At 60.5% G+C, this 21,611-nt stretch carries 19 protein-coding genes; 12 read left to right on the forward strand and 7 right to left on the reverse strand.

From position 1 onward, the window contains the following. The first annotated feature begins 112 nt into the window (after positions 1-112). Entirely contained in the window at positions 113-1,000 is an 888-nt protein-coding gene (gene rarD / locus AC3IX1_RS26275; protein WP_489386329.1) for an EamA family transporter RarD, read from the forward strand. Between the two features lie 215 nt (positions 1,001-1,215). On the opposite strand, the gene AC3IX1_RS26280 is transcribed toward rarD, so the two are convergent. Next, on the reverse strand, positions 1,216-1,734 hold the full coding sequence (locus AC3IX1_RS26280) for a glycine cleavage system transcriptional repressor (protein WP_347909478.1): 519 nt from the start codon (positions 1,732-1,734) through the stop codon (positions 1,216-1,218). A 567-nt stretch (positions 1,735-2,301) separates the two neighbouring features. On the opposite strand from AC3IX1_RS26280, the gene AC3IX1_RS26285 reads away from it, so the two are divergent. Further along, complete coding sequence (locus tag AC3IX1_RS26285) at positions 2,302-4,479, forward strand: malate synthase G (protein WP_489386330.1); 2,178 nt, start codon at positions 2,302-2,304, stop codon at positions 4,477-4,479. A 108-nt stretch (positions 4,480-4,587) separates the two neighbouring features. On the opposite strand, the gene AC3IX1_RS26290 is transcribed toward AC3IX1_RS26285, so the two are convergent. After that, positions 4,588-5,034: a response regulator gene (locus tag AC3IX1_RS26290; RefSeq protein WP_489386331.1), complete on the reverse strand. Its 447-nt coding sequence runs from the start codon at positions 5,032-5,034 to the stop codon at positions 4,588-4,590. Positions 5,035-5,287: 253 nt separating this feature from the next. Between AC3IX1_RS26290 and AC3IX1_RS26295 the strand changes: the two genes are divergently transcribed. The 8 genes from AC3IX1_RS26295 (at position 5,288) to AC3IX1_RS26330 (ending at position 14,524) form a co-directional block, all read left to right on the forward strand. Continuing rightward, positions 5,288-7,228: a putative nucleotidyltransferase substrate binding domain-containing protein gene (locus tag AC3IX1_RS26295; RefSeq protein ID WP_489386332.1), complete on the forward strand. Its 1,941-nt coding sequence runs from the start codon at positions 5,288-5,290 to the stop codon at positions 7,226-7,228. Continuing rightward, positions 7,225-7,932: a 3'-5' exonuclease gene (locus AC3IX1_RS26300; RefSeq protein ID WP_489386333.1), complete on the forward strand. Its 708-nt coding sequence runs from the start codon at positions 7,225-7,227 to the stop codon at positions 7,930-7,932. Before AC3IX1_RS26295 ends, AC3IX1_RS26300 begins: the two co-directional genes overlap by 4 nt. Before the next feature lie 277 nt (positions 7,933-8,209). Next, the gene (locus AC3IX1_RS26305) at positions 8,210-8,728 is read left to right on the forward strand and encodes an RNA polymerase sigma factor (RefSeq protein ID WP_489386334.1); all 519 of its coding nucleotides are present in this window, start codon (positions 8,210-8,212) and stop codon (positions 8,726-8,728) included. After that, positions 8,725-9,699, forward strand: a complete 975-nt coding sequence (locus AC3IX1_RS26310; protein WP_489386335.1) for a FecR domain-containing protein — start codon at positions 8,725-8,727, stop codon at positions 9,697-9,699. Before AC3IX1_RS26305 ends, AC3IX1_RS26310 begins: the two co-directional genes overlap by 4 nt. Before the next feature lie 286 nt (positions 9,700-9,985). Continuing rightward, positions 9,986-12,430, forward strand: coding sequence for a TonB-dependent siderophore receptor (locus AC3IX1_RS26315; RefSeq protein WP_489386336.1), 2,445 nt, complete (start codon positions 9,986-9,988; stop codon positions 12,428-12,430). Positions 12,431-12,502: 72 nt separating this feature from the next. Continuing rightward, positions 12,503-13,633, forward strand: a complete 1,131-nt coding sequence (locus AC3IX1_RS26320; RefSeq protein WP_489386337.1) for a PepSY-associated TM helix domain-containing protein — start codon at positions 12,503-12,505, stop codon at positions 13,631-13,633. Then, positions 13,630-13,809, forward strand: a complete 180-nt coding sequence (locus tag AC3IX1_RS26325; protein WP_489386338.1) for a hypothetical protein — start codon at positions 13,630-13,632, stop codon at positions 13,807-13,809. Before AC3IX1_RS26320 ends, AC3IX1_RS26325 begins: the two co-directional genes overlap by 4 nt. A gap of 85 nt (positions 13,810-13,894) precedes the next feature. Further along, positions 13,895-14,524, forward strand: coding sequence for a glutathione S-transferase family protein (locus AC3IX1_RS26330; RefSeq protein WP_489386339.1), 630 nt, complete (start codon positions 13,895-13,897; stop codon positions 14,522-14,524). Positions 14,525-14,705: 181 nt separating this feature from the next. Here the strand turns inward: AC3IX1_RS26330 and creD are convergent, their stop codons facing one another. The 4 genes from creD to rloA2 form a co-directional block, all read right to left on the reverse strand. Next, positions 14,706-16,076, reverse strand: coding sequence for a cell envelope integrity protein CreD (creD, locus tag AC3IX1_RS26335; RefSeq protein ID WP_489386340.1), 1,371 nt, complete (start codon positions 16,074-16,076; stop codon positions 14,706-14,708). Between the two features lie 94 nt (positions 16,077-16,170). Beyond that, on the reverse strand, positions 16,171-17,589 hold the full coding sequence (gene creC, locus AC3IX1_RS26340) for a two-component system sensor histidine kinase CreC (protein ID WP_489386341.1): 1,419 nt from the start codon (positions 17,587-17,589) through the stop codon (positions 16,171-16,173). Next, on the reverse strand, positions 17,589-18,269 hold the full coding sequence (gene creB, locus AC3IX1_RS26345; RefSeq protein WP_489386342.1) for a two-component system response regulator CreB: 681 nt from the start codon (positions 18,267-18,269) through the stop codon (positions 17,589-17,591). Before creB ends, creC begins: the two co-directional genes overlap by 1 nt. 59 nt (positions 18,270-18,328) lie before the next feature. Beyond that, the gene (rloA2, locus tag AC3IX1_RS26350; protein WP_489386343.1) at positions 18,329-18,835 is read right to left on the reverse strand and encodes a retropepsin-like aspartic peptidase RloA2; all 507 of its coding nucleotides are present in this window, start codon (positions 18,833-18,835) and stop codon (positions 18,329-18,331) included. A gap of 164 nt (positions 18,836-18,999) precedes the next feature. Here rloA2 and yihG point away from each other — a divergent pair, with 164 nt between their 5' ends. Further along, complete coding sequence (yihG, locus tag AC3IX1_RS26355) at positions 19,000-19,887, forward strand: 1-acylglycerol-3-phosphate O-acyltransferase, YihG family (protein ID WP_489386344.1); 888 nt, start codon at positions 19,000-19,002, stop codon at positions 19,885-19,887. Between the two features lies 1 nt (position 19,888). Here yihG and AC3IX1_RS26360 read toward each other — a convergent pair whose 3' ends face one another. Then, positions 19,889-20,443: a DUF2780 domain-containing protein gene (locus AC3IX1_RS26360; protein ID WP_489386345.1), complete on the reverse strand. Its 555-nt coding sequence runs from the start codon at positions 20,441-20,443 to the stop codon at positions 19,889-19,891. Between the two features lie 225 nt (positions 20,444-20,668). On the opposite strand from AC3IX1_RS26360, the gene AC3IX1_RS26365 reads away from it, so the two are divergent. Continuing rightward, positions 20,669-21,604, forward strand: coding sequence for an RHS repeat-associated core domain-containing protein (locus AC3IX1_RS26365; RefSeq protein ID WP_489386346.1), 936 nt, complete (start codon positions 20,669-20,671; stop codon positions 21,602-21,604). Positions 21,605-21,611 lie beyond the last annotated feature (7 nt).

The following is a 21,611-nucleotide window of genomic DNA, read 5'->3' on the forward strand; positions in this document are numbered from 1 at the left end:
CTGAATAGAAAGCCTTATCGCGAGCAGGCTCGCTCCCACAAAGGTTAGCAGCAAAGCTAAACAAATCTCCTTACAATCCCCTCTTTGTTAGCTGCCTAAGCAAGGATTCTGCATGCAAGCCGCCAACCCGCGTCGCGGGTACATTCTAGGCCTGAGTGCCTACATCATCTGGGGGCTTTTCCCCCTCTATTTCAAAGCCATCGCCAGCGTGCCCGCCGTGGAAATCATCATCCACCGGGTGCTGTGGTCGGCGCTGTTCGGCGCCTTGTTGCTGATGGTCTGGAAGCATCCCGGCTGGTGGCGCGAGCTGCGGGAAAATCCGCGACGGCTGGCGATCCTGGCCCTGAGCGGTGCGCTGATCGCGGCCAACTGGCTGACCTACGTCTGGTCGGTGAACAACGGACGCATGCTGGAGGCCAGCCTGGGTTACTACATCAACCCGTTGGTGAACGTATTGCTGGGCATGCTGATCCTCGGCGAACGGCTGCGGCGCATGCAATGGATTGCCGTCGGTCTGGCGGCTGTCGGTGTGGCGCAACAGGTCTGGCAAGTCGGCAGCCTGCCGTGGGTTTCACTGGTGCTGGCACTGACCTTCGGTTTCTATGGCCTGATTCGCAAGCAGGCGCCAGTCAAGGCGCTGCCGGGGCTGGTGGTGGAAACCTGGATGCTGGTACCGATTGCCCTCGGTTGGTTGCTGCTCAATCCGACGGCCAGCAGCGCCCAGGCCGAATTCTGGACCACCTCCCAAGCCTGGTGGTTGGTCGCCGCCGGCCCGATCACGCTGGTGCCGCTGGTCTGCTTCAACGCTGCCGCACGGCATTTGCCCTATACGACACTGGGGTTTCTCCAGTACCTGGCACCGACCCTGGTGCTGCTGCAAGCGGTCCTGCTGTTTGGCGAGCACCTGTCGTCCAGCACCTTGGTGGCGTTCATGTTTATCTGGGCCGGCCTGGCGGTTTACAGCGTCGATGCGTGGATAAGTTTGCGCCGCCGCAGCTGATCAAAAAACGCACAAAACCCTACAGGCCACGTCTCCCGTGGCCTGTATCATTCCTTCCCAAGGTTATCCACAGCGTGATCCCCGCCGTTTGTGCGCAAGTATCTGAAACTGCTGGTTTTTTGATCAGAAGCTGGAGAGCCCCGGTCGGCGTGGCCTGGCGGGGTGTCTCTACAGGTTATCCACAGGCCGGTGCACGTTTAACTTGGATAACCTGATCAGGGTTCACTGCGCAGCACCAATTCGACCATCAGGTCGTCAGCCAGGGTTTCCAGGCGCGATTGCAGTACGTCCAGCGACAGCGTCAGCGGAACCGCGAGAATCGCTTCGGCATGGAACAACGGCTCGCTGCTCATCGGTGCCGGACGCACTTCGGTGACCAGCCGCTCCAGATTCACCCCCTGCTCGCTCAGCAAGCGCGTGATGTCACGCACGATCCCCGGGCGATCATTGCCCACCAGTTCCATGGCGATCGGTTTCCAGGTGCAGGATTGTTCGATACCGCTTTCAGCGATCAACACGCGAATGCCATGGGCGGACAAGCCCTGCAAGGCATCGACCAGTTCGTCGTAGGCCTCAGCCGGCACCCCCACTCGAAGAATCCCGGCGAACTGTCCCGCCATACGTGACATGCGGCTTTCCAGCCAATTGCCGCCGTGCTCGGCAATGCATTGGGCAATGCGCTCGACTTGCCCGGGCTTGTCCGGAGCAAAAACAGTGAGTACGAGGTGGTCCATGGCGCAGCCCTCTTGTCATGACTTTTGTTATAGAGAACCAAGTATAGGCAAGGGATGGATGGTGACTGGGCAGATCCGGAATCAAAGGTGTATCGACTGGCCTCTTCGCGGGCAAGCCCGCTCCCACAGGGTCATGCGCTGTCCTTATGGGAGCGGGCTTGCTCGCGAATGAAGCGCCGCCGATCTGACCGACCCAACAAATCGTGTACAACTTTTGATATTTAACTGGAACAATCCACTGGTTTTTTGAGAACATCCTGCTCCGCGCCGTGACCGCAATGCGTCATGGGGTCGCAGAACGACGTAATTAGTCTAATTTTCACAACCGCAATTCATCATGTAGTATGCCGCAGCGCGCACTACATAACGTTGGATCGATGTCTGCCACAGGCACGTTCGCAACCCTGAAAGCCCTGTCAGCAAGGCCCCAAGCCGTTGATTGGTCCCAACCCAGCCGCCTGTCATGGGCATGTACTGGTAGAGGGGTTTGTGGTTTAAATGGCCAAAGGCTTCATTGTTAAATTGAAGAGCTGAAAAGCGAAATAGCTGAGCAGAGTGAGGCAAGCAATGACTGAACACGTTCAAGTCGGTGGCCTGCAGGTCGCCAAAGTCCTGTTCGACTTCGTGAACAACGAAGCCATTCCCGGTACCGGCCTCACCGCCGATAAGTTCTGGGCCGGTGCCGACAAGGTCATCCATGACCTGGCGCCGAAGAACAAAGCCCTACTCGCCAAACGCGATGATTTCCAGGCTCGTATCGATGGCTGGCACCAGGCGCGTGTCGGTCAGGCGCATGACGCCGTGGCCTATAAAGCCTTCCTGCAAGACATCGGTTATCTGCTGCCAGAAGCGGCCGATTTCCAGGCAACGACGCAAAACGTCGATGAAGAAATCGCCCGCATGGCCGGCCCACAGCTCGTGGTGCCGGTCATGAACGCCCGCTTCGCGCTCAATGCCTCGAACGCCCGCTGGGGCTCGCTGTACGACGCGCTCTACGGCACCGACGCCATCAGCGAAGCTGACGGCGCGGAAAAAGGCAAAGGCTACAACAAGGTACGCGGTGACAAGGTTATCGCTTTCGCCCGTGCTTTCCTCGACGAAGCGGCGCCTTTGGCGGCCGGCTCCCACGTCGACTCCACCGGCTACAAGATCGTCGACGGCAAACTGGTGGTCGCCCTTAAAGGCGGCAGCAACACCGGCCTGCGCAACGACGCGCAACTGATCGGCTTCCAGGGCGATGCTGCGGCACCGACCGCGATCCTGCTGAAAAACAACGGCCTGCATTTCGAAATCCAGGTCGACGCCAGCACCCCAGTCGGCCAGACCGACGCGGCCGGCGTCAAAGACATCCTGATGGAAGCCGCGCTGACCACCATCATGGACTGCGAAGACTCGGTTGCCGCCGTCGATGCCGATGACAAAGTGGTGATCTACCGCAACTGGCTCGGCCTGATGAAGGGCGATCTGTCGGAAGACGTCGCCAAAGGCGGTCAGACCTTTACCCGCACCATGAATGCCGACCGCACCTACACCGCCGTTGATGGCAGTGAACTGAGCCTGCACGGTCGTTCGTTGCTGTTCGTGCGTAACGTCGGTCACCTGATGACCATCGATGCGATTCTGGACAAAGACGGTAACGAAGTGCCGGAAGGCATTCTCGATGGCCTGGTGACTTGCCTGGCATCGATGCACAACCTGAACGGCAACACGTCGCGCAAAAACACCCGCACCGGCTCGATCTACATCGTCAAACCGAAGATGCACGGCCCGGAAGAAGCGGCGTTCACCAACGAGCTGTTCGGTCGCATCGAAGACGTGCTGGGCCTGCCGCGCAACACCCTGAAAGTCGGGATCATGGACGAGGAGCGTCGTACCACGATCAACCTCAAGGCCTGCATCAAGGCGGCGAGTGAGCGCGTGGTGTTCATCAATACCGGTTTCCTCGACCGCACGGGTGACGAAATCCACACCTCCATGGAAGCCGGCCCGATGGTGCGCAAGGCGGACATGAAGGCGGAAAAATGGATCGGCGCCTACGAGAACTCCAATGTCGATATCGGTCTGAGCACCGGCCTGCAAGGTCGCGCACAGATCGGTAAAGGCATGTGGGCCATGCCTGACCTGATGGCAGCGATGCTCGAACAGAAAATCGCTCACCCGATGGCCGGTGCCAACACCGCCTGGGTACCATCGCCGACCGCAGCTGCCCTGCACGCGCTGCACTACCACAAGGTTGACGTGTTTGCCCGTCAGGCCGAACTGGCCAAACGTGCCCATGCGTCGGTGGACGACATCCTGACCATCCCGCTGGCGGTGAACCCGCAGTGGACCGCCGAACAGATCAAGAACGAACTGGACAACAACTCCCAGGGCATTCTCGGTTACGTGGTGCGCTGGATCGACCAGGGCGTCGGCTGTTCGAAAGTGCCGGACATCAACGACGTCGGCCTGATGGAAGACCGTGCCACGCTGCGTATTTCCAGCCAGCACATCGCCAACTGGCTGCGTCACGGCATCGTCACCGAAGAGCAGGTCATGGAAAGCCTCAAGCGCATGGCGCCGGTGGTTGACCGTCAGAACGCCGGCGACGCGCTGTACCGTCCGCTGGCCCCGAACTTCGACAGCAACATCGCCTTCCAGGCGGCGGTCGAACTGGTGGTCGAAGGCACGAAGCAGCCGAACGGCTACACCGAGCCGGTCCTGCACCGTCGTCGTCGCGAGTTCAAGGCTGCCAATGGCCTGTAACTGAGCGTCTGCGCCGGACATGAAAAAGCCCTGATCGAAAGATCAGGGCTTTTTCTTTGTGGGCTGCCCGCGATCCCACAGAGGTAGTTCAAGGCTGACAGGCTTGGACTATGGCTCCACTCCAAGCTCATGCTTGACCAACCCCAGCAGCTTGCCGGCATCAATCGGCTTGAGCAGAAAGTCCACCACATTCAAATGCATCGCGGCGATCGCATCTTTCACGTCGGCATCGCCCGAGACGATGATGATCGGCAATGCCGCCCGTACCGACTCGCGCACCTGTCGTATCAGGTCCAGTCCGTCGATGTGGCCCATGCGCAGGTCGGTAATCATCAGTCCGATCGAAGGTTTCTCCTCCAGCATCTTGAGTGCCGCTTCGCCACTGGCCGCGGTCAGGCAGCGAATACCGTCCAATGCCAGGATCTCTGACAGCAGGTCCCGGGCGTCTTTATCGTCATCGACGATCAGCACCCGTTGCGGTGGCAGGTCAGGTTCCAGCATGACGGCACTCAGCGCTTCGCGCTCGGCGTCGCTCAAAATATCGTGGTCGGACATGGCTTTCCCTATATGTTCAATACAATTCCCTGGCACAGCAGTGAGACATCCCTAAGCAGACCATCAATGTGCGCCTCGTCGGAGAATAGTCCAATAGGGCAGCAGAGAGGTTTTTCGCACAATTGCGTAGGCTTTTTCCGACATTTCAGGGTGCTAACCGCCTACCTAGACTTACGTCCAATGGGCACCCCGGCCACAGGGGTCGACCATGTCTGGGTCATCCGACTACAACAATTCAAAAAAGACTGCGGTAATGGTTATGAGTAAAGCGGACGCCTTCACACAGGCAGGGAAAACCGCGGTGTTGCAGAACATCCAGGGCACGTTGCAATTCCTTCAGCGCTTCCCGCCCTTCAACCAGATGGAACACGCTCACCTGGCGTATCTGGTCGAGCAATGTCAGCTGCGTTTTTACGCCCCCGGCGAGAGCATCATCAAACCCGCCGACGGACCGGTCGAGCACTTCTATATCGTCAAGCAAGGTCGGGTCGTGGGCGAGCGTCCGGATGCGGCAAAAGGTGGCACCGAAACGGTCTTCGAGATCACCACCGGCGAATGTTTCCCCCTCGCGGCGTTGCTGGGTGAACGGGCAACCCGCACCGAACACCTGGCCGGCGAGGACACCTTCTGCCTGCAACTGAACAAGCCGGCGTTCATCCGCCTGTTTTCGCTATCGGACACCTTCCGCAACTTCGCCCTGCGCTGCGTCAGCAGCCTGCTGGATCAGGTCAACCAGCAAGTGCAGCAAAAAGCCGTGGAAACCCTGGGCACCCAATATTCGCTCAATACCCGACTGGGCGAGTTGGCCATGCGTCACCCCGTAACGTGCGGCCCGCAGACACCGTTGCGCGAAGCCGTGACGTTGATGCACGAACAACAGGTCGGCAGCATCGTGGTGGTCGACGAACACAAGGCGCCACTGGGGATTTTCACCCTGCGCGACCTGCGCCAGACCGTGGCCAACGGCAGCAGTGATTTCAACGAGGCCATCGAAGGACACATGACCCGGGCGCCGTTTTTCCTGTCGCCGGATCACAGTGCATTCGACGCGGCGATTGCCATGACCGAGCGTCACATCGCCCATGTCTGCCTGGTCAAGGACCAACGCTTGTGCGGCGTGGTTTCCGAGCGCGATCTGTTTTCCCTGCAACGGGTCGACCTGGTGCACCTGGCCCGCACTATCCGCAATGCGCAGAAGGTGGAAAACCTTGTGGCGATGCAGGGCGAAATCGGTCAACTGGTCGAGCGCATGCTGGCCCACGGCGCGTCTTCGACGCAAATCACCCACATCATCACCTTGCTCAACGACCACACCGTGTGCCGGGTGATCGAACTGACCCTCGCCGAAAGAGGCGACCCCGGCGTGCCGTTCAGCTGGCTGTGTTTCGGCAGCGAAGGCCGTCGCGAGCAGACCCTGCACACCGATCAGGACAACGGCATTCTGTTCGAAGCCAGGGACGCGGCCCATGCCGCCGAGATTCGCGGCATGCTGCTGCCCATTGCCCAGCAGATCAACCAGAGCCTGGCGCTGTGCGGTTTCACCTTGTGCAAGGGCAATATCATGGCCGGCAACCCCGAGCTGTGCCTGTCCAGGGCCGAATGGGCGCGGCGCTTTGCGGCGTTTATCCGCGAGGCCACCCCGGAGAACCTGCTGGGTTCGAGCATCTACTTCGATTTGCGCGTGGTCTGGGGCAGCGAGCAAGGCTGCGAGCAGTTGCGTCGGGGCATTCTCGAGCAGGTCGGCGACAACCGTTTGTTCCAGCGCATGATGGCCGAGAATGCGCTGCGCAATCGCCCGCCCGTAGGGCGTTTCCGCGACTTCGTGCTGGCGCGCAAAAATGGCGAGAAGGCCACCCTGGACCTGAAGATCCAAGGCCTGGCACCCTTTGTCGACGGCGCCCGGTTGCTGGCCCTGGTCCACGGTATCGAAGCGAACAACACGCTGGAGCGTTTTCGCCAGTTGGTCGCCAAGGAGGTCATCGACCCCCTGGACGGCGCCGCGTACGAAGAGGCCTATCACTTCATCCAGCAAACCCGCATGCAGCAACATCAGCTACAGACCCGGGAGAATTTTCCTTACTCGAATCGGGTCGATCCCGACAGCCTCAATCATCTGGACCGACGCATCCTGCGTGAGTCCCTGCGCCAGGCACAACGCCTGCAAAGCAGCCTGACCTTGCGGTATCAGTTATGAGCCTGTTTTCGTGGCTGCGCCCGCCGAGTCCCACCCTGCCAGCTCTCCTGCAACATCGGCTACAACGCTTGCCAAAGGCTGCCGACCTGGCGCAGTGCAGCCTGCGCGAACAGCGCTGGGTGGTGCTCGATCTGGAAACCACCGGCTTGAACCTCAACAAGGACCACGTGTTGTCCATCGGCGCGGTGGTGATCGAGGACGGGGCCATCGACTTTCGCCAGCAGTTCGAACGCACCCTGCAATATCCGCAAGTGAAACTGGGCCCCAGCGTGCTGATCCACGGCATCGGTCCCAGCGCCATTGCGGCGGGCAGCGACCCGGCAGAAGCACTGCTCGACCTGATGGAGTACATCGGGGACAGTCCGGTGCTGGCCTTCCACGCACCGTTTGACCAGCACATGCTCGGCCGTGCGCTGAAGGATCACCTGGGTTTCAAATTGCAGCATCCGTTTCTGGATGTGGCGGACATTGCACCGTTGCTATGCCCTCAGGCGCACATTCGCGAGGCCGGGCTGGACGACTGGATCGACTGGTTCAAGCTCGAAGTCTTCGAGCGCCACCACGCCAGCGCCGATGCCCTGGCCACCGCTGAACTGATGCTGATTCTGTTCAGCCGTGCGCGGCTGCAGCAGATTCATAGCCCGTTGAATCTGCAACAGCGCTTGAGTCAGTGGAAGCGCCGGCAGCAGGCGCCGTCCTTTTAGACTCAACTCAAATCATGTGGGCGTATGCATTAACTGTGGCGAGGGAGCTTGCTCCCGTTGGGTTGCGAAGCGACCCTCAGCATTTTCCTGCCAGTTCGCAGCCGCAGGTTTGACGACTGCTTCGCAGCCGAGCGGGGGCAAGCCCCCTCGCCACAGGTGTTAGCTCGCCATAACACCGCACCAACCACCCGACCAACGCCAATTGCTTACCTCCCTCGCCTCTGCCACAATCGCGAACAATTCTCGTTAGTTAATATTTCCCAATCGGTGATGCGGCGTGTCGTCAGTCCCAAGCCCTCAAAGTGAGCTCGTCGGTGCGTTATATCGCGACCATCGCGGTTGGCTATTGGCCTGGCTTCGACGCAACGTCGCCTGCCCGCAGCGGGCCGAAGACCTGAGTCAGGACACTTTCGTGCGCTTGCTGGGCCGCGAGGAACTGAAGGTCCCGCGCGAGCCGCGGGCGTTCCTGGTGGCGATCGCCAAGGGCCTGCTGTTCGATTATTTCCGGCGCGCCGCGCTGGAGCAGGCTTACCTCACAGAGTTGATGCTGGTTCCCGAAGCCGAACAACCGTCGGCGCAAGAGCAGCAAATGATCCTCGAAGACCTGAAAAACATCGACCGTTTGCTCGGCAAGCTTTCCAGCAAAGCCCGGGCGGCATTCCTGTACAACCGTCTTGATGGCCTCGGCCACGCAGAAATCGCCGAGCGCCTCGGTGTGTCGGTGCCGCGGGTGCGCCAGTACCTGGCCCAAGGCATTCGCCAGTGCTATATCGCGCTGTATGGTGAGCCGACATGAACCCGCTCAGTTCCAAACCGGTGTCGGCCAACGTGCTGGATGCGGCGATTGCCTGGCAGTTGTCCATGGACTCCGCCAACCCGGTAGAGCGCGAAGAATTCGCCAAGTGGCACGCGGCCCACGAAGAGCACGCCCGCGCCTGGCGCCAGCTGGGCATGCTCGACCAGCGTTTCAGCGTGGCCAGTGGCCCGGCCCGCACTGCCTTGCTGCAATCACGCGAAGGCATTCGCCGGCGAGTGCGCAAGCTTGGCAACGGTGTCGCCAGTATTGTTGCCGTGATCGGCCTGGCCCTGTTCGCCGGGGATCGTTACCTGCCGGTCGACTATTGGCTGGCCGACCAGCGCACCGCCGTTGGCGAGCAGCGCACCCTGCGCCTGGCTGATGGCACGCTGGTCAATCTCAACACCCACAGCGCCCTGGACGTGCGTTTCGATGAAAAGCAGCGGCGCATCGTGCTGCAGGAAGGCGAAATCCTGGTCGAAACCGGCCATGGCGATCCCCGGCCGTTCATCGTCGAAACCCGCGAAGGCAGCATGCGTGCGCTGGGTACGCGGTTTTTGGTCAAGCGCGAGGAAGACGGAACACGCTTGAGCGTCCTGCAGTCGGCGGTGGCGGTTCACCCTGAGTCCAACCCTGACGAACAGATTCTGCGCGAAGGCCAGCAGGTGCTGATCCGCAACAACGGCCTGGGCCCGGTTCTGGCGGTCAACCTCGGCGCGGATGCCTGGACCCGCGGCATGCTGGTGGTGGACAACACCCGGCTGGAAGATCTGGTGCAGGAAATCGGCCGCTATCGAAACGGTTACGTCGGAGTCGCGCCGGAAGTGGCCGACCTGCGCATCACCGGCAGCTTTCCGCTGCGCGACACCGACCTGGCACTCAACGCCCTGCTGCCGACCCTGCCGGTGCAGATCGAACAGCACACGCCATGGTGGCTGAAGGTCGTGGCCAAGGCTGATACCAAGCCCTGAACCCGCACACAGAACCCTGTGGCGAGGGGGCTTGTCGGAACGCCGCACCGCCCCGTTGGGTCGCGAAGCGGCCCCCTGCATTTTCCTGACAGACTGTGTTCGCTGACTTTACGACTGCTTCGCAGCCGGACGGGGGCAAGCCCCCTCGCCACATCTGCGCACGACTGAAGCCTTTTGATAGGGACTCAGTATCTGAATCGAAATTATTTTCATCCAGCCCTATCACTTTTTAATTTTCGTTCGGCACACAGGCAATTGAGAAATATTTCCATTCAGGAGCCGCTGTATGCCTCGTTCGCTAGACTCCCTGTTGCGCCGCAGTTTGCTGTTGGTCGCCATTGCCTTTTGCACCCCTTTGGCCAGCAGCCAACTGGTCGCCGCTGAACAGGCGTCCAGCGTCCGCGCCTACAACCTGCCGGCCGCACCACTGGCCAACACCCTGAACCAGATCGCCAGCCAGGCCGGTTTGGCCCTGTCGTTGAATCCGTCCCTGGCGGCGGGCAAGACCTCGGCGCCGGTCAAAGGCCAGTTCGATGCAACCGGCGCCCTGCGCGAAGCCCTGCGTGGCACCGGCCTGCAACTGGAGCAGAGCAGTGCGGGCACCTACACCCTGGTGGCCGTGCCCGAGGGTGTGATGGATCTGCCGGCCACCAGCGTGATCGGTGTGCAAGACACTGAAAGCGCCTGGGGCCCGGTACAGGGCTACCTGGCCAAGCGCACCGCCGCCGGCACCAAGACCGACACCGCGCTGGTCGAGGCCCCGCGTTCGATTTCGGTCGTCACTCGTGAGCAGATGGACGACCGCAACGCGCACACCCTCGATGATGCCGTGCGTTACTTGCCGGGCATCACCTCCAGCAGCTTCGGCAGCGACACCCGCTCCGACTGGTTGCGCGTACGGGGTTTCGAGCCGACTCAATTCCTCGACGGCCTGCCACTGCCAAAAGGTGTGTACTCCAACCCGAAACAGGAAACCTGGAACCTCGACCGCCTGGCGCTGCTGCGCGGCCCGGCCTCCTCGGTGTACGGCCAGACCCCGCCGGGCGGCCTGCTGGACATGGTCAGCCGCCGCCCAAGCGCTGAAGCCAGCAGCGAGATCCAGCTGCAGTACGGCAGCGACAACCATCGCCAGATCAACTTCGCCAGCGCCGGCAAGATCGACGATGAAGGCCAGTTCCTGTACAGCCTCAGCGGCGTACTGCGTGACGGCGGTACGCCCATCGACCACATCGATGACAAGCGCTACAACATTGCGCCGAGCCTGATCTGGAACATCGACGACGACACCAGGCTCACCCTGCTCACGCAATTCACCCGTGACGATACCGGTATCACCAGCCAGTTCTATCCGATCCAGGGCACCAAGATCGACATGCCGTTCGGCGATATCTCCCACCACAAGAACCTGGGTGACCCGAACTACGACTTCTACGACCGCACCTACTACGCGCTGGGTTATGCCTTCGAACACCGCCTGAACGATGTCTGGCAGTTCCGGCAGAACCTGCGCTACACCAAGTCGGAGCTGTCGTTCCAGGCCGTGACCGTCAACAGCTACAACCCTGAGTTTGCCGAGTTCGGGTTTGTCGTCGACGATCAAGGCAACACCGGCCGTGGCACCACCAATGTCGACGAAGACATCGCCCAATTCGCCGTGGACAACAACTTCCAGGGCGACTTCGTCACCGGTGACGTCAGTCACACCCTGCTGATCGGCCTGGACCACCAGCGCAACACCACCAACTACCTCTCGATCTTCGGCACCGCGCCGGGCATCAACGTCAACGACCCGGTCTATGGCTTGCCGATCACCCGTCCGCCACGCTCCACGGCGTTCTACGACTACGAGCAAAAGACCCAGCAGTCCGGCCTGTACATCCAGGACCAGATGGCCCTCGACCAATGGCGCCTGACCCTTGGCGGCCGTGAAGACTGGGTCCACACCGGTACCACGTTCTTCAACAAGGGCGATGCCACCAACACCGAACGCGACAAGAACTTCAGCGGCAACGCGGCGATCAGCTACGTGTTCGACTCGGGCTTCGTGCCCTACCTGTCCTACGCCGAATCGTTCCAGCCGACCAGCAATGCCGTCGCCTCGCCGACCGAGTCGTTCAAGCCGACCGAAGGCAAGCAATGGGAACTGGGGATCAAGTACCAGCCACCGGGCAGCAACACCCTGCTGACCGCGGCTGTGTATGACCTGACCCAGAAAAACGTTTCCGTCACCAACAACGTGGGCAACGTGACAGTCACCAGTCAGACCGGCGAAGTGAAAGTCAAAGGCCTGGAGCTGGAAGCCGTTTCCGACGTGACCGAAAACCTCAAGGTCACCGCTGCCTACACCCTGGCCAAATCCGAAGTGCAAGAAGGCATCTACAAGGGCAATCGCCTGCAACTGATGCCTAACCAGCAAGCGTCGGTGTGGGGCGACTACACCTGGCACAACGGCGTGCTGGATGGCTTCGGCATCGGTGCCGGCGCGCGCTACACCGGCAATACCTATGGCGACCAGGCCAACACCTGGCTGGGCAAGGCCGACGCCTACACGGTGTTCGACGCGGTGGTTCACTACGACCTCGGTCGCCTGGACAACAGCCTCAAAGGCGCTTCGCTGGCCGTTAACGCGACCAACCTGTTCAACAAGGACTACATCTCGACTTGCGACAGCTACTACTGCTACTACGGCGACCAGCGCAGTGTCGTCGCAAGTGCAACCTACAAGTGGTAAAGCTTTGAGCTGACACGCCCAATGACCAGGCCGTCCATCGTGGGCGGCTTTGGTTTTTCTGAAGGCTATGAAATGAAAAGTAAAACAATTCGCCGCTGGTCCTTCGTCCACACCTGGTCCAGCCTGATCTGCACAGCGTTTCTGCTGATGCTGGCACTGACCGGCCTGCCGTTGATCTTCCACCACGAGATCGACCACTTGCTGGGCGATGCACCTGAAGTGAAGGAAATGCCGGCGGACACCCCGCACCTGAATTTACAGCAGCTGGTGGAAGCGGCCGAGAAGCATCGCCCCGGTGAAGTCATGCAGTATTTCGGCTTCGAGGAAGATGAGCCCAACGCGGTGCTGACCATCATGGCCGCGACCGCCGGCACCGAGCCGAACTCGTCCCACACCTTCATGCTCGACGCCCGTACCGGCGAAGCGCTGGAGACGCCATCGGCCAACGGCGGCTTCATGATGGTCATGTTGCGCCTGCACGTGGACATGTTCGCCGGACTGCCGGGCAAGTTGTTGCTGGCGTTCATGGGGATCCTGTTCGTGGTAGCGATTGTCTCCGGCACGGTGCTGTACCTGCCATTCATGCGCCGTTTGAAGTTCGCCACCGTGCGCCAGGACAAATCCAATCGTCTGCGCTGGCTCGACCTGCATAACCTGATCGGTGTGGTGACGTTGACTTGGGCATTGGTGGTGGGCGTGACCGGCGTGATCAGCGCTTGTGCCGACCTGCTGATCGCCGCGTGGCGCAACGACAGCCTGAGCGCGATGGTCGCGCCGTACCGCGATGCGCCACCGCTGACGCACCTCGCGCCAGCCACTCGTTTGCTCGATATCGCCAAAGATGTTGCGCCGGGCATGCAGCCGGACTTCATCGCTTTCCCCGGCACGCGGTTTTCCAGTGAGCACCATTACGCGGTGTTCATGAAAGGCAGCACGCACTTGACCTCGCACCTGCTGACACCGGTACTGATCGACGCCAGCACCCTGCAAGTCACCGCCGTGGCCGAACGACCGTGGTACATGGACGCCATGGGCATGTCGCAACCGCTGCACTTCGGTGACTACGGCGGCATGCCGATGCAAATTCTGTGGGCCACGCTGGATGTGCTGACCATCATCGTTCTGGGCAGCGGGGTTTACCTGTGGGTGGTGCGGCGCAAGGCTGCCAAACCTGTGCTTGAAAAAGCGGAGAGCGTGGCATGAAGCCTCGGCAGTCGAACTTCCGGAAAGTGTTTGCCATCCCGACCGTCATCGCGGTGCTCAGCGCGGCAGGGTTGTTTGCCGCGTTGCTCGGGGATGGCGTGTGGGATTCGCTGAGCTGGTTGGGCTTGGGCATCCCCGCAGCCCTGGCCCTGCGCGGTCTCTTCCAACGCCGTTGATCCCTGTGGGAGCCAAGCCATGACGCTTGAGCTATCAGGCCAACGCGCTATGCTGCCCGACACTGCCACCGATCGAGACACTGCCATGTCCGCCCCGAGCATGACCCTGTACCACAACCCGCTCTCTCCCTTCGTTCGCAAAGTCATGGTGCTGTTGCACGAAACCGGTCAACAGAACCGCGTGGCGTTGCAGACCAGCGTGCTCACCCCGGTCAACCCGGACCTGACCCTGATCGAAGATAACCCGCTGAGCAAAATCCCCGCCCTGCGCCTGGCCGACGGCAACATCATCCACGACAGCCGGGTGATCCTCGACTACCTAGATCACCAGCACGTCGGCAACCCGCTGATCCCCCGCGAAGGCTCGGCCCGCTGGCGGCGCCTGACCCTCGCTTCGCTGGCCGACGGGATCATGGACGCGGCCGTGCTGGTGCGCTACGAAGTCGCCCTGCGCGCCCCGGAAAAACACTGGGACGAATGGCTCGACGGCCAGCGCGACAAGATCCGTCGCGCCCTGGCATTGCTGGAAAAGGACGCGATTGCCGAGCTGACCTGCCACTTCGACGTGGCCGCGATCAGCGTGGCCTGTGCACTGGGTTACCTGGACCTGCGCCATCCGGATCTGGATTGGCGCACAGCGAATCCACAGTTGGCGGCGTGGTATTTCGAGGTCAGTCAGCGGCCTTCGATGATTGCGACGATGCCGAAGGCTTAGAACTTCGCTGACTGCTCTGCCCCCTTCGCGAGCAGGCTCGCTCCCACCTTTGACTGCGGTCCCATGTGGGAGCGAGCCTGCTCGCGATGGCACCACAACGGATCCAGCGCAAACAACCCGGCAATCAGCGTCGCCAACACCCTCCCCTCCCGCTGGTCTTCCCGCAACCCCACCGACCGGCTCATTGCACCGCTCCAATATCGAAGTCCAACGGTTTCAGCGTTTTTTGCCCAACTCCGTACCAGTCCAGCTTGCGGGTCAGCACCATGAACACGCCCAGCAAGCAGAACAGCAGCAGCGAGCCCATCAGCAGCGCGTAATCCTCGGCGCTCAACACGCCATAAAGCAGGCCGTACAACCCCGCCAGACCCGCGGAGAAACTCAATCCGTTTACGACGCTGCGCAAGACATGACACACATAAAAACCGATCAACGACACGCAGCCAACCGCCGACAACAGATACGCCGGCCCAAAACCGATGTGCTCGGACAGCGACAGCAACAGCAGATAAAAGAACGCCAGGGCCACACCCACCAGCGCGTATTGCACCGGATGCACGGCCAGGCTCTTGAGCACTTCGAAGAGGAAGAATCCGGCGAAGGTCAGGACGATGAACAGCAGCGCATATTTGATCGCCCGGTCGCTTTTCAGGTACTGGTCCACCGGGTCGATGAAGCTCACCCCGAAACTGCGGCCACTGAAGGCTGCGCAGTCACCGCCGGTGACGCAACTGTTCAAGGCCTCCTGCAAATTGGTGGAGAAGAACGACGTCTGCCAATTGGCGGTGAACCCCTGATCGGTGACTTTACGCTGGGCCGGCAGGTAATTGCCGATGAAGCCTGGATGAGGCCAGTCGGCGCTCAGTGAGACTGTGCTGGTCTTACCCACCGGCAATACCTGCAATACACCCGTACCCTGCAGGCGCAGGTCAAAACCGAAGGCCAGCTCCGTGGCCTGTTCTGCATTCAACGCCGGCAGCACCACGTGCACGCCCTCACCCAGCCAGCCGACCTGGCTACCAGGAATGAAGTCCAGGCTCTGGCCTTCGAGTTCAAGTTTCAAGGCATTTTCGATACCACGGATGTCGCTGATGCCAACGGCGATGAACGGCTGGTCGAACCGGTAATCGGCAAAGTCTTCCTTGATACCGAGCCGTGCCGGCAGCGAAAAATGCCCGCTGATGCGATTCTCGGCATGAAACAGCCGCGCCTGGTAAATCCCTCGGGAGCGCAACTCGGTCTGCACCTGGCCGTCGAGTTCGAAGCGTTCCGGCAGGAAATACAGACGACCGCGCTCTTCGCCGATTTCCTGATAACGCTCGTTGGTTTTTTCACGGGTCTTCCAGGTGCGCACCACCTTGCGATACGGCACCACCATCAACGGGCCGCTCACCTGCTGGCTGTAACTGGAGCTGCGGGCAATGTCTTCGAGCACACCGTCGCGCAGTTGCTGGCGGTCCTGGATCACGCCGTTGATCATCAGCAGTGGAACCAGCAACAACAGGATCAACAGGGCAATTGCCCCGAGTTTTAGGGTCAGGCTACGGTTCATGGGACTCTCCCTGTTTTGGATGGGGAAAGTCTGGGTTGGCCGTGTGAGGAATGAATGGAGGGAGTGTGGAGACTTTGTGGAGACTGGACCGGTCCTAAGGTAGGTGCAATGTCACTTCCACACCGCCATCGACATTCCCGATGCTCATCGTACCGCCATGCAGCTTGACCACTTCCTCGACAAAATTGAGCCCAAGCCCGGTGCTTTTGCGCCCGCTGTCCGGTCTCGGCAACGAGTAGAAACGCTCGCTAAGCCTTGGCAACGCATAGTCTGGAATGGCCTCGGCCTGATTGAACAGTTTGAACTCGACCTGCTCGCCAATTCGCCGGGCACTGAGGCGCAGCAGGCCTTGGACCGGGGTAAAATCCAGTGCGTTTTCCAAGAGGTTGCCCAGCGCCTGCCGCAATAAAAACGGCTCACCACTCAGCATCAGATCCGCTGCAATGGTTTGTTCCACCTGCAACTGACGACCTTCGATTCGCGCCGTCTGAGCACTCAGAAACTCAGTCACCAACTCGCCCAACGGCACATCGACGCGTTCTTCCAGGCCCTGACGCTGCTCGACTTGCGCCAGATTCAGCAAGCGCTCGATCAACTGCTGCATGCGCGCACTTTCGCTGTCGATGTTGCCGACGAACCGTTGCCGCTGTGCCAGAGGCATCTCGCCCTGCAACAGTTCCGCCGCACCACGAATCGCCGCCAACGGACTCTTCAATTCATGGGTCAAGGTGTGCACGTATCGCTCGACGTAGGCCTTGCCTTCAAGCTGCGTGCGCATCTGCTCCACTGCCGTGGCCAATTGCTCCAGCTCACCTCCGCGATAATGCGGCACTTCAACCCGCCGGCCTTCACTGACCCCTTGGGCGTACGCCGTCAACCTTCGCAGTGCGCGGCTCAGCCACCAGGACAACAACGCGCCGAACAGCAAACCGAGGCCGACCAGCCCGGCGCCATACGCCAGCAGCCGGCGTTCCGTGCGATCCACATACGGCTGCAACGAGCTGTTGGGCTTGGCCACGGTAACCACGCCGATGATCTGGCCGTTGTCGCGAATCGGCGCACCGACGTGCATCACCGAAGTCCCCGGATCGTTCGGGTCATTGCGCGTCGAGCGAGCGCCATATTCGCCGCGCAGGGTCAGGTAGACGTCATTCCAACGCGAGTAATCCTGCCCCACCGCCGCCCCGCTGGAATCCAGCATGACAATGCCCTTGGCGTCGGTGACGTAGATGCGGTGGTTGACCTGATTCTTCGGCAGTCCCCAGATATTCGCCGCCGGCTGTCGCTCACCATAGGCCTTGAGCAGTTCCGGCCAGCGATTCTGGTTGAGGCTGCCGGCCTTGAAGTCGTCGCGCAAGATCTCGGCCATCAGGTTGGCGGTGTCGACCAGGGTTTCTTCGGTGGACTGGCGAACGCCGGGACGGATCTCTTGCATGACCGTGTTGAGCACAAAGTAGCCCGTCAGGCCGATGAACAGTGCGTAGACCAGGAAAATCCGGATTCCCAGCGGCATCAGCTTTGTCCCGGGTTGTAGCTATAGCCGAGGCCGCGGTGGGTCTGGATCGGCTCGGCGTCAGCCTTCACCAATCGCAGCTTGGCGCGCACGCTCTTGATGTGGCTGTCGATGCTGCGCTCGTAACCGGCGTCGGCGGGCACGCCCACTGCATCGAGCAACTGTTCGCGACTGAAGACCCGCTCGGGTTGCTCCAGCAGGCATTGCAACAGACGGAACTCATGGCGGGTCAGGGTCAGCAGTTGACCGCGATAGCTGATTTGCACGCGTTCGTTGTCGATGCGAAACAGCGCAGTCGACGATTCGCCCACCGGGCGGGGCGCCATGCGCTTGAGAATCGCCCGGACCCGCGCCGCCACCTCCCGAGGGCTGAACGGCTTGACCACGTAATCGTCGGCGCCTATTTCCAGGCCCACGACGCGATCGATTTCGCCATCCCGGGCGCTGAGGAACATCACCGGTACTTCGCTGAAGCGCCGCAGTTGCTTGCAGGTTTCGAAGCCGCTGATGTCCGGCAGGCCGATATCGAGAATGATCAGATCCGCCGGGGTCTGACGCTGGTACTCCAGCGCCACCGCGCCCAGGCTCAGCCATGTGGTGGTGAAGCCCTCGCCTTGCAGGGCGAAAACCAGGGTATCGGCAATGGCCGCTTCGTCTTCGACAATCAGGATATGAGGCATGCCGTCCGAGCCCGGCAGGGATGTGGGCGAACGGTGCCCCAAGCCTCACACCCCGTCAATCAGCAATCGGGCTTATCCGCCGTAAACCTTCTCGCCGGATTCACCGCCGCCCCAAACTCACGCAACGCCTTGGCGCCGATCAGCAACGGATAGTTGAAGCTGCTGCGGTCAGTCAGGTTGACCTCGACCGTGCGCTTGACATTGCCCAGGCACAGTTCCAGATCGACCACCGGACGTTTGGTGGGTGCGATCACTTCGCTATCCTCCTCTTCCTCTTCGGAACGGGTCTTGATCTTGCTGATGCGGGCGATCTTGTGCTCGTAGACCTTGTTGCTCGCGTCCTTGGTGGCCAGGCGGAAGCGCACCCACTCTTCGCCATCGCGGGTAAAGGTTTCGATGTCCTTGGCCGACAGCGACGCGGTCAGAGCGCCGGTGTCCATTTTCGCCTTGAGGACCTGCCCGCCGATTTCCGGCAGGGCGATGTATTCGTAACGACCATAGAGGGTCGGCTCGGCGGCCATGACCGGCAGGGCGATGAGGGAAAGCACTGCAAGGAGGGATTTCACGTAATGGGTTTCCATGAGAGTGAGCAGTCGGATTTTAGACCGTCGTGCGCCTGATCGTTCCCACAAGGTTACCGACCCGAAAGTGAAACATTCGTCACCCCCAATTTGGCCTGTTGCCCGAAGCTGCTTATCATGGCGCGCCCAACCGCTTCCACGAGTGACTTATGCGCCGCCTGCTCACCGGCTGTTTCGTGACCCTCCTGCTGTTGCTCAACACCCTGGTCCTGATCGGGCCGCTGATGGTGTTTGCCCTGCTCAAACTGGTTCTGACCGGCCGTTTTCGCGATTACGCCTCATGGGTGGTGATGTGGATTGCCGAAACCTGGTCCGAGGTCGACAAGCTGATTTTTCGCTGGTGTATCCCCACCCAATGGGACATCCGTGGCGGTGACGATCTGCGTCGCGACACTTCATATCTGGTGATCAGCAACCATCAATCCTGGGTCGACATCCCGGCGCTGATCCAGACGCTGAACCGACGCACGCCATTCTTCAAATTCTTCCTCAAGAAAGAACTGATCTGGGTGCCCTTCCTGGGCCTGGCGTGGTGGGCGCTGGATTACCCGTTCATGAAGCGCTACAGCAAAGCCTTCCTGGCCAAACACCCGGAACTGGCGGGCAAGGATCTGGAAATCACCAGACAGGCCTGCGAACTGTTCAAGCGCCAACCGGTGACGGTGGTCAATTATCTGGAGGGCACCCGCTTCACGGCGGTTAAACGTGCCCGGCAACAGTCACCATTCAATCACCTGCTCAAGCCCAAGGCCGGCGGCGTGGCCTTTGTGCTGGCGGCGATGGGTGAACAGCTGGACGCGATTCTCGATGTGACGGTGGTTTACCCGCAGCAGAAGATTCCGGGATTCTGGGACTTGATCAGCGGCAATGTGCCGAGGGTCATCATCGATATCCAGATCCGCGAACTCGACCCGGCGCTGTGGCAGGGCGATTACGAAAACGATCCTGCGTTTCGAGAGAAGGTCCAGAACTGGGTCAACCAACTCTGGATCGAGAAGGACCGGCAAATCGACGCCTTGCGCACCGGGCGCGGCTGAATCAGCTACCAGTGCCGGCACCCCAGATCCCGCCCAGGCTGCTCAGCAACGAACTGCCGACGCCCTGCTGGCCGAGGTATTGCAGGAGCACCGGGGTAAACAGGCCGATCATGCCGCTGTCCATGCCCAGGGCGCTGAAGGCGTTGTTCAGGTCGCTGGTGTCCTTGACGTTGCCCAGGGCGTTATCCAGCCCTGCTGCTTTACCGCTCGAGCCCAGTAGACCGGCCAGTGCCCCCAACTCACCGCCGCCCGAGAGCATGTCGATGCCCGGCACGCTTTTGGCCAGTTCCGAGTAGTCGGTCGAACTCAACTGGTTCTTCGCCAGCCCCAGCATCGCCCCGGCACCGCCGACGGCTTGTTGTGGGGTGATGTCCAGTTCACTGAGGGTGCTCAGCAGGTCGGCTGTCTGCGGCGTCGGTGCGGCAGTTTCGGCCGCGTCACCGCCCTTCATGCCGGCAATGGCATTGGCCGCATCGCTCAGGCTGAACTGTGCAAAGGCCGGGCTGGCGGCCAGGGTCAGGAGTGATGCCAATGCAAAACCGCGTGAAATTTTCATTCAGACATCCTCTTGCGTCATGAAAAACGCCCGGCTTACGGGCGCAAAGCTGCCGATTTGACCGGGCAAACGCGGACATGTTCCTCAGGTTTCCACCCAATTCCCATCCACTCGTCACAAAGCAGCCCTGTAGCCTGCGGCACTATCAGATCTGCTAGTGGGCGGCGCTGCTCGAATGCACCACAGTAAAACCCTGGATCGACAAACTCATTCAGGAACCTGGCCATGCTCCCCACTCGAGAAACGCTGCTCTGCCGCTACCGTTACGACGCGCTGGATCGTCTGGTTGATTGCACTCCCTCTGCGCAGGCCCCCACCCGACGCTTTTACCTGAAAGATCGCCTGGCTACCGAGATTCAAGGTGTGGTGCAGCGTTCGATCATGCAGCACAACGATCAATTGCTGGCTCAACAGCAGCGTCAGAGTGGGGCCGTGGAAGCGTGCTTGCTTGCCACTGATCAACAGCGTTCGGTATTGAATGTACTCGACGCATCTCGCCCCCATCCCCTCGCCTACTCACCCTATGGTCATCGCCCTGCGGAAAGCGGCTTGCTCAGCCTGCTCGGCTTCAACGGCGAACGGCCGGATCCGGTGACGGGGGGTTATTTGTTGGGGAATGGTTATCGGGCGTTTAACCCGGTGTTGATGCGGTTTAACAGCCCGGACAGTTGGAGCCCGTTTGGGGAGGGAGGGTTGAATGCGTATGCATATTGCGTAGGGGATCCGGTGAATCACGCAGATCCATCGGGTCATTCCATTTGGATAGTCCGACTTGCTAAAGGAATTGGTAATTTTTTAGGAGCAAGAACACCAGCTAGTAGCGCTAGTGTATCGCGCGGAGCAACACGTTCACCGCAAAGTGGGGATTGGGTAGGCGGCGTAGTCGAAGGTTCTGGAGTGCCAGATCTTGCAAAAGTGTTTGCCCAATTGAGTGATGATATTGACGCTGGCGTATCCGTTCCAAGAGAGAAGATTACTCCATGGTTCATTGAATGGCGCATCTTTAAAGAGCGGAGCCGCGCAATGCCACCGGACCTTCCAACTTACGAAGAAGCTGGCAGGCTCGCCGCTAACTCTAGCCCACCAGACTACAACAATGTAGTTAGCCAGACTAGTCCATCAGCCTACAACAGTGTAGTTAGGCAGGGTTTACCTCGGTGAGTTATTG

The sequence above is a fragment of the Pseudomonas sp. KH_046_2 genome (genome assembly GCF_057838985.1).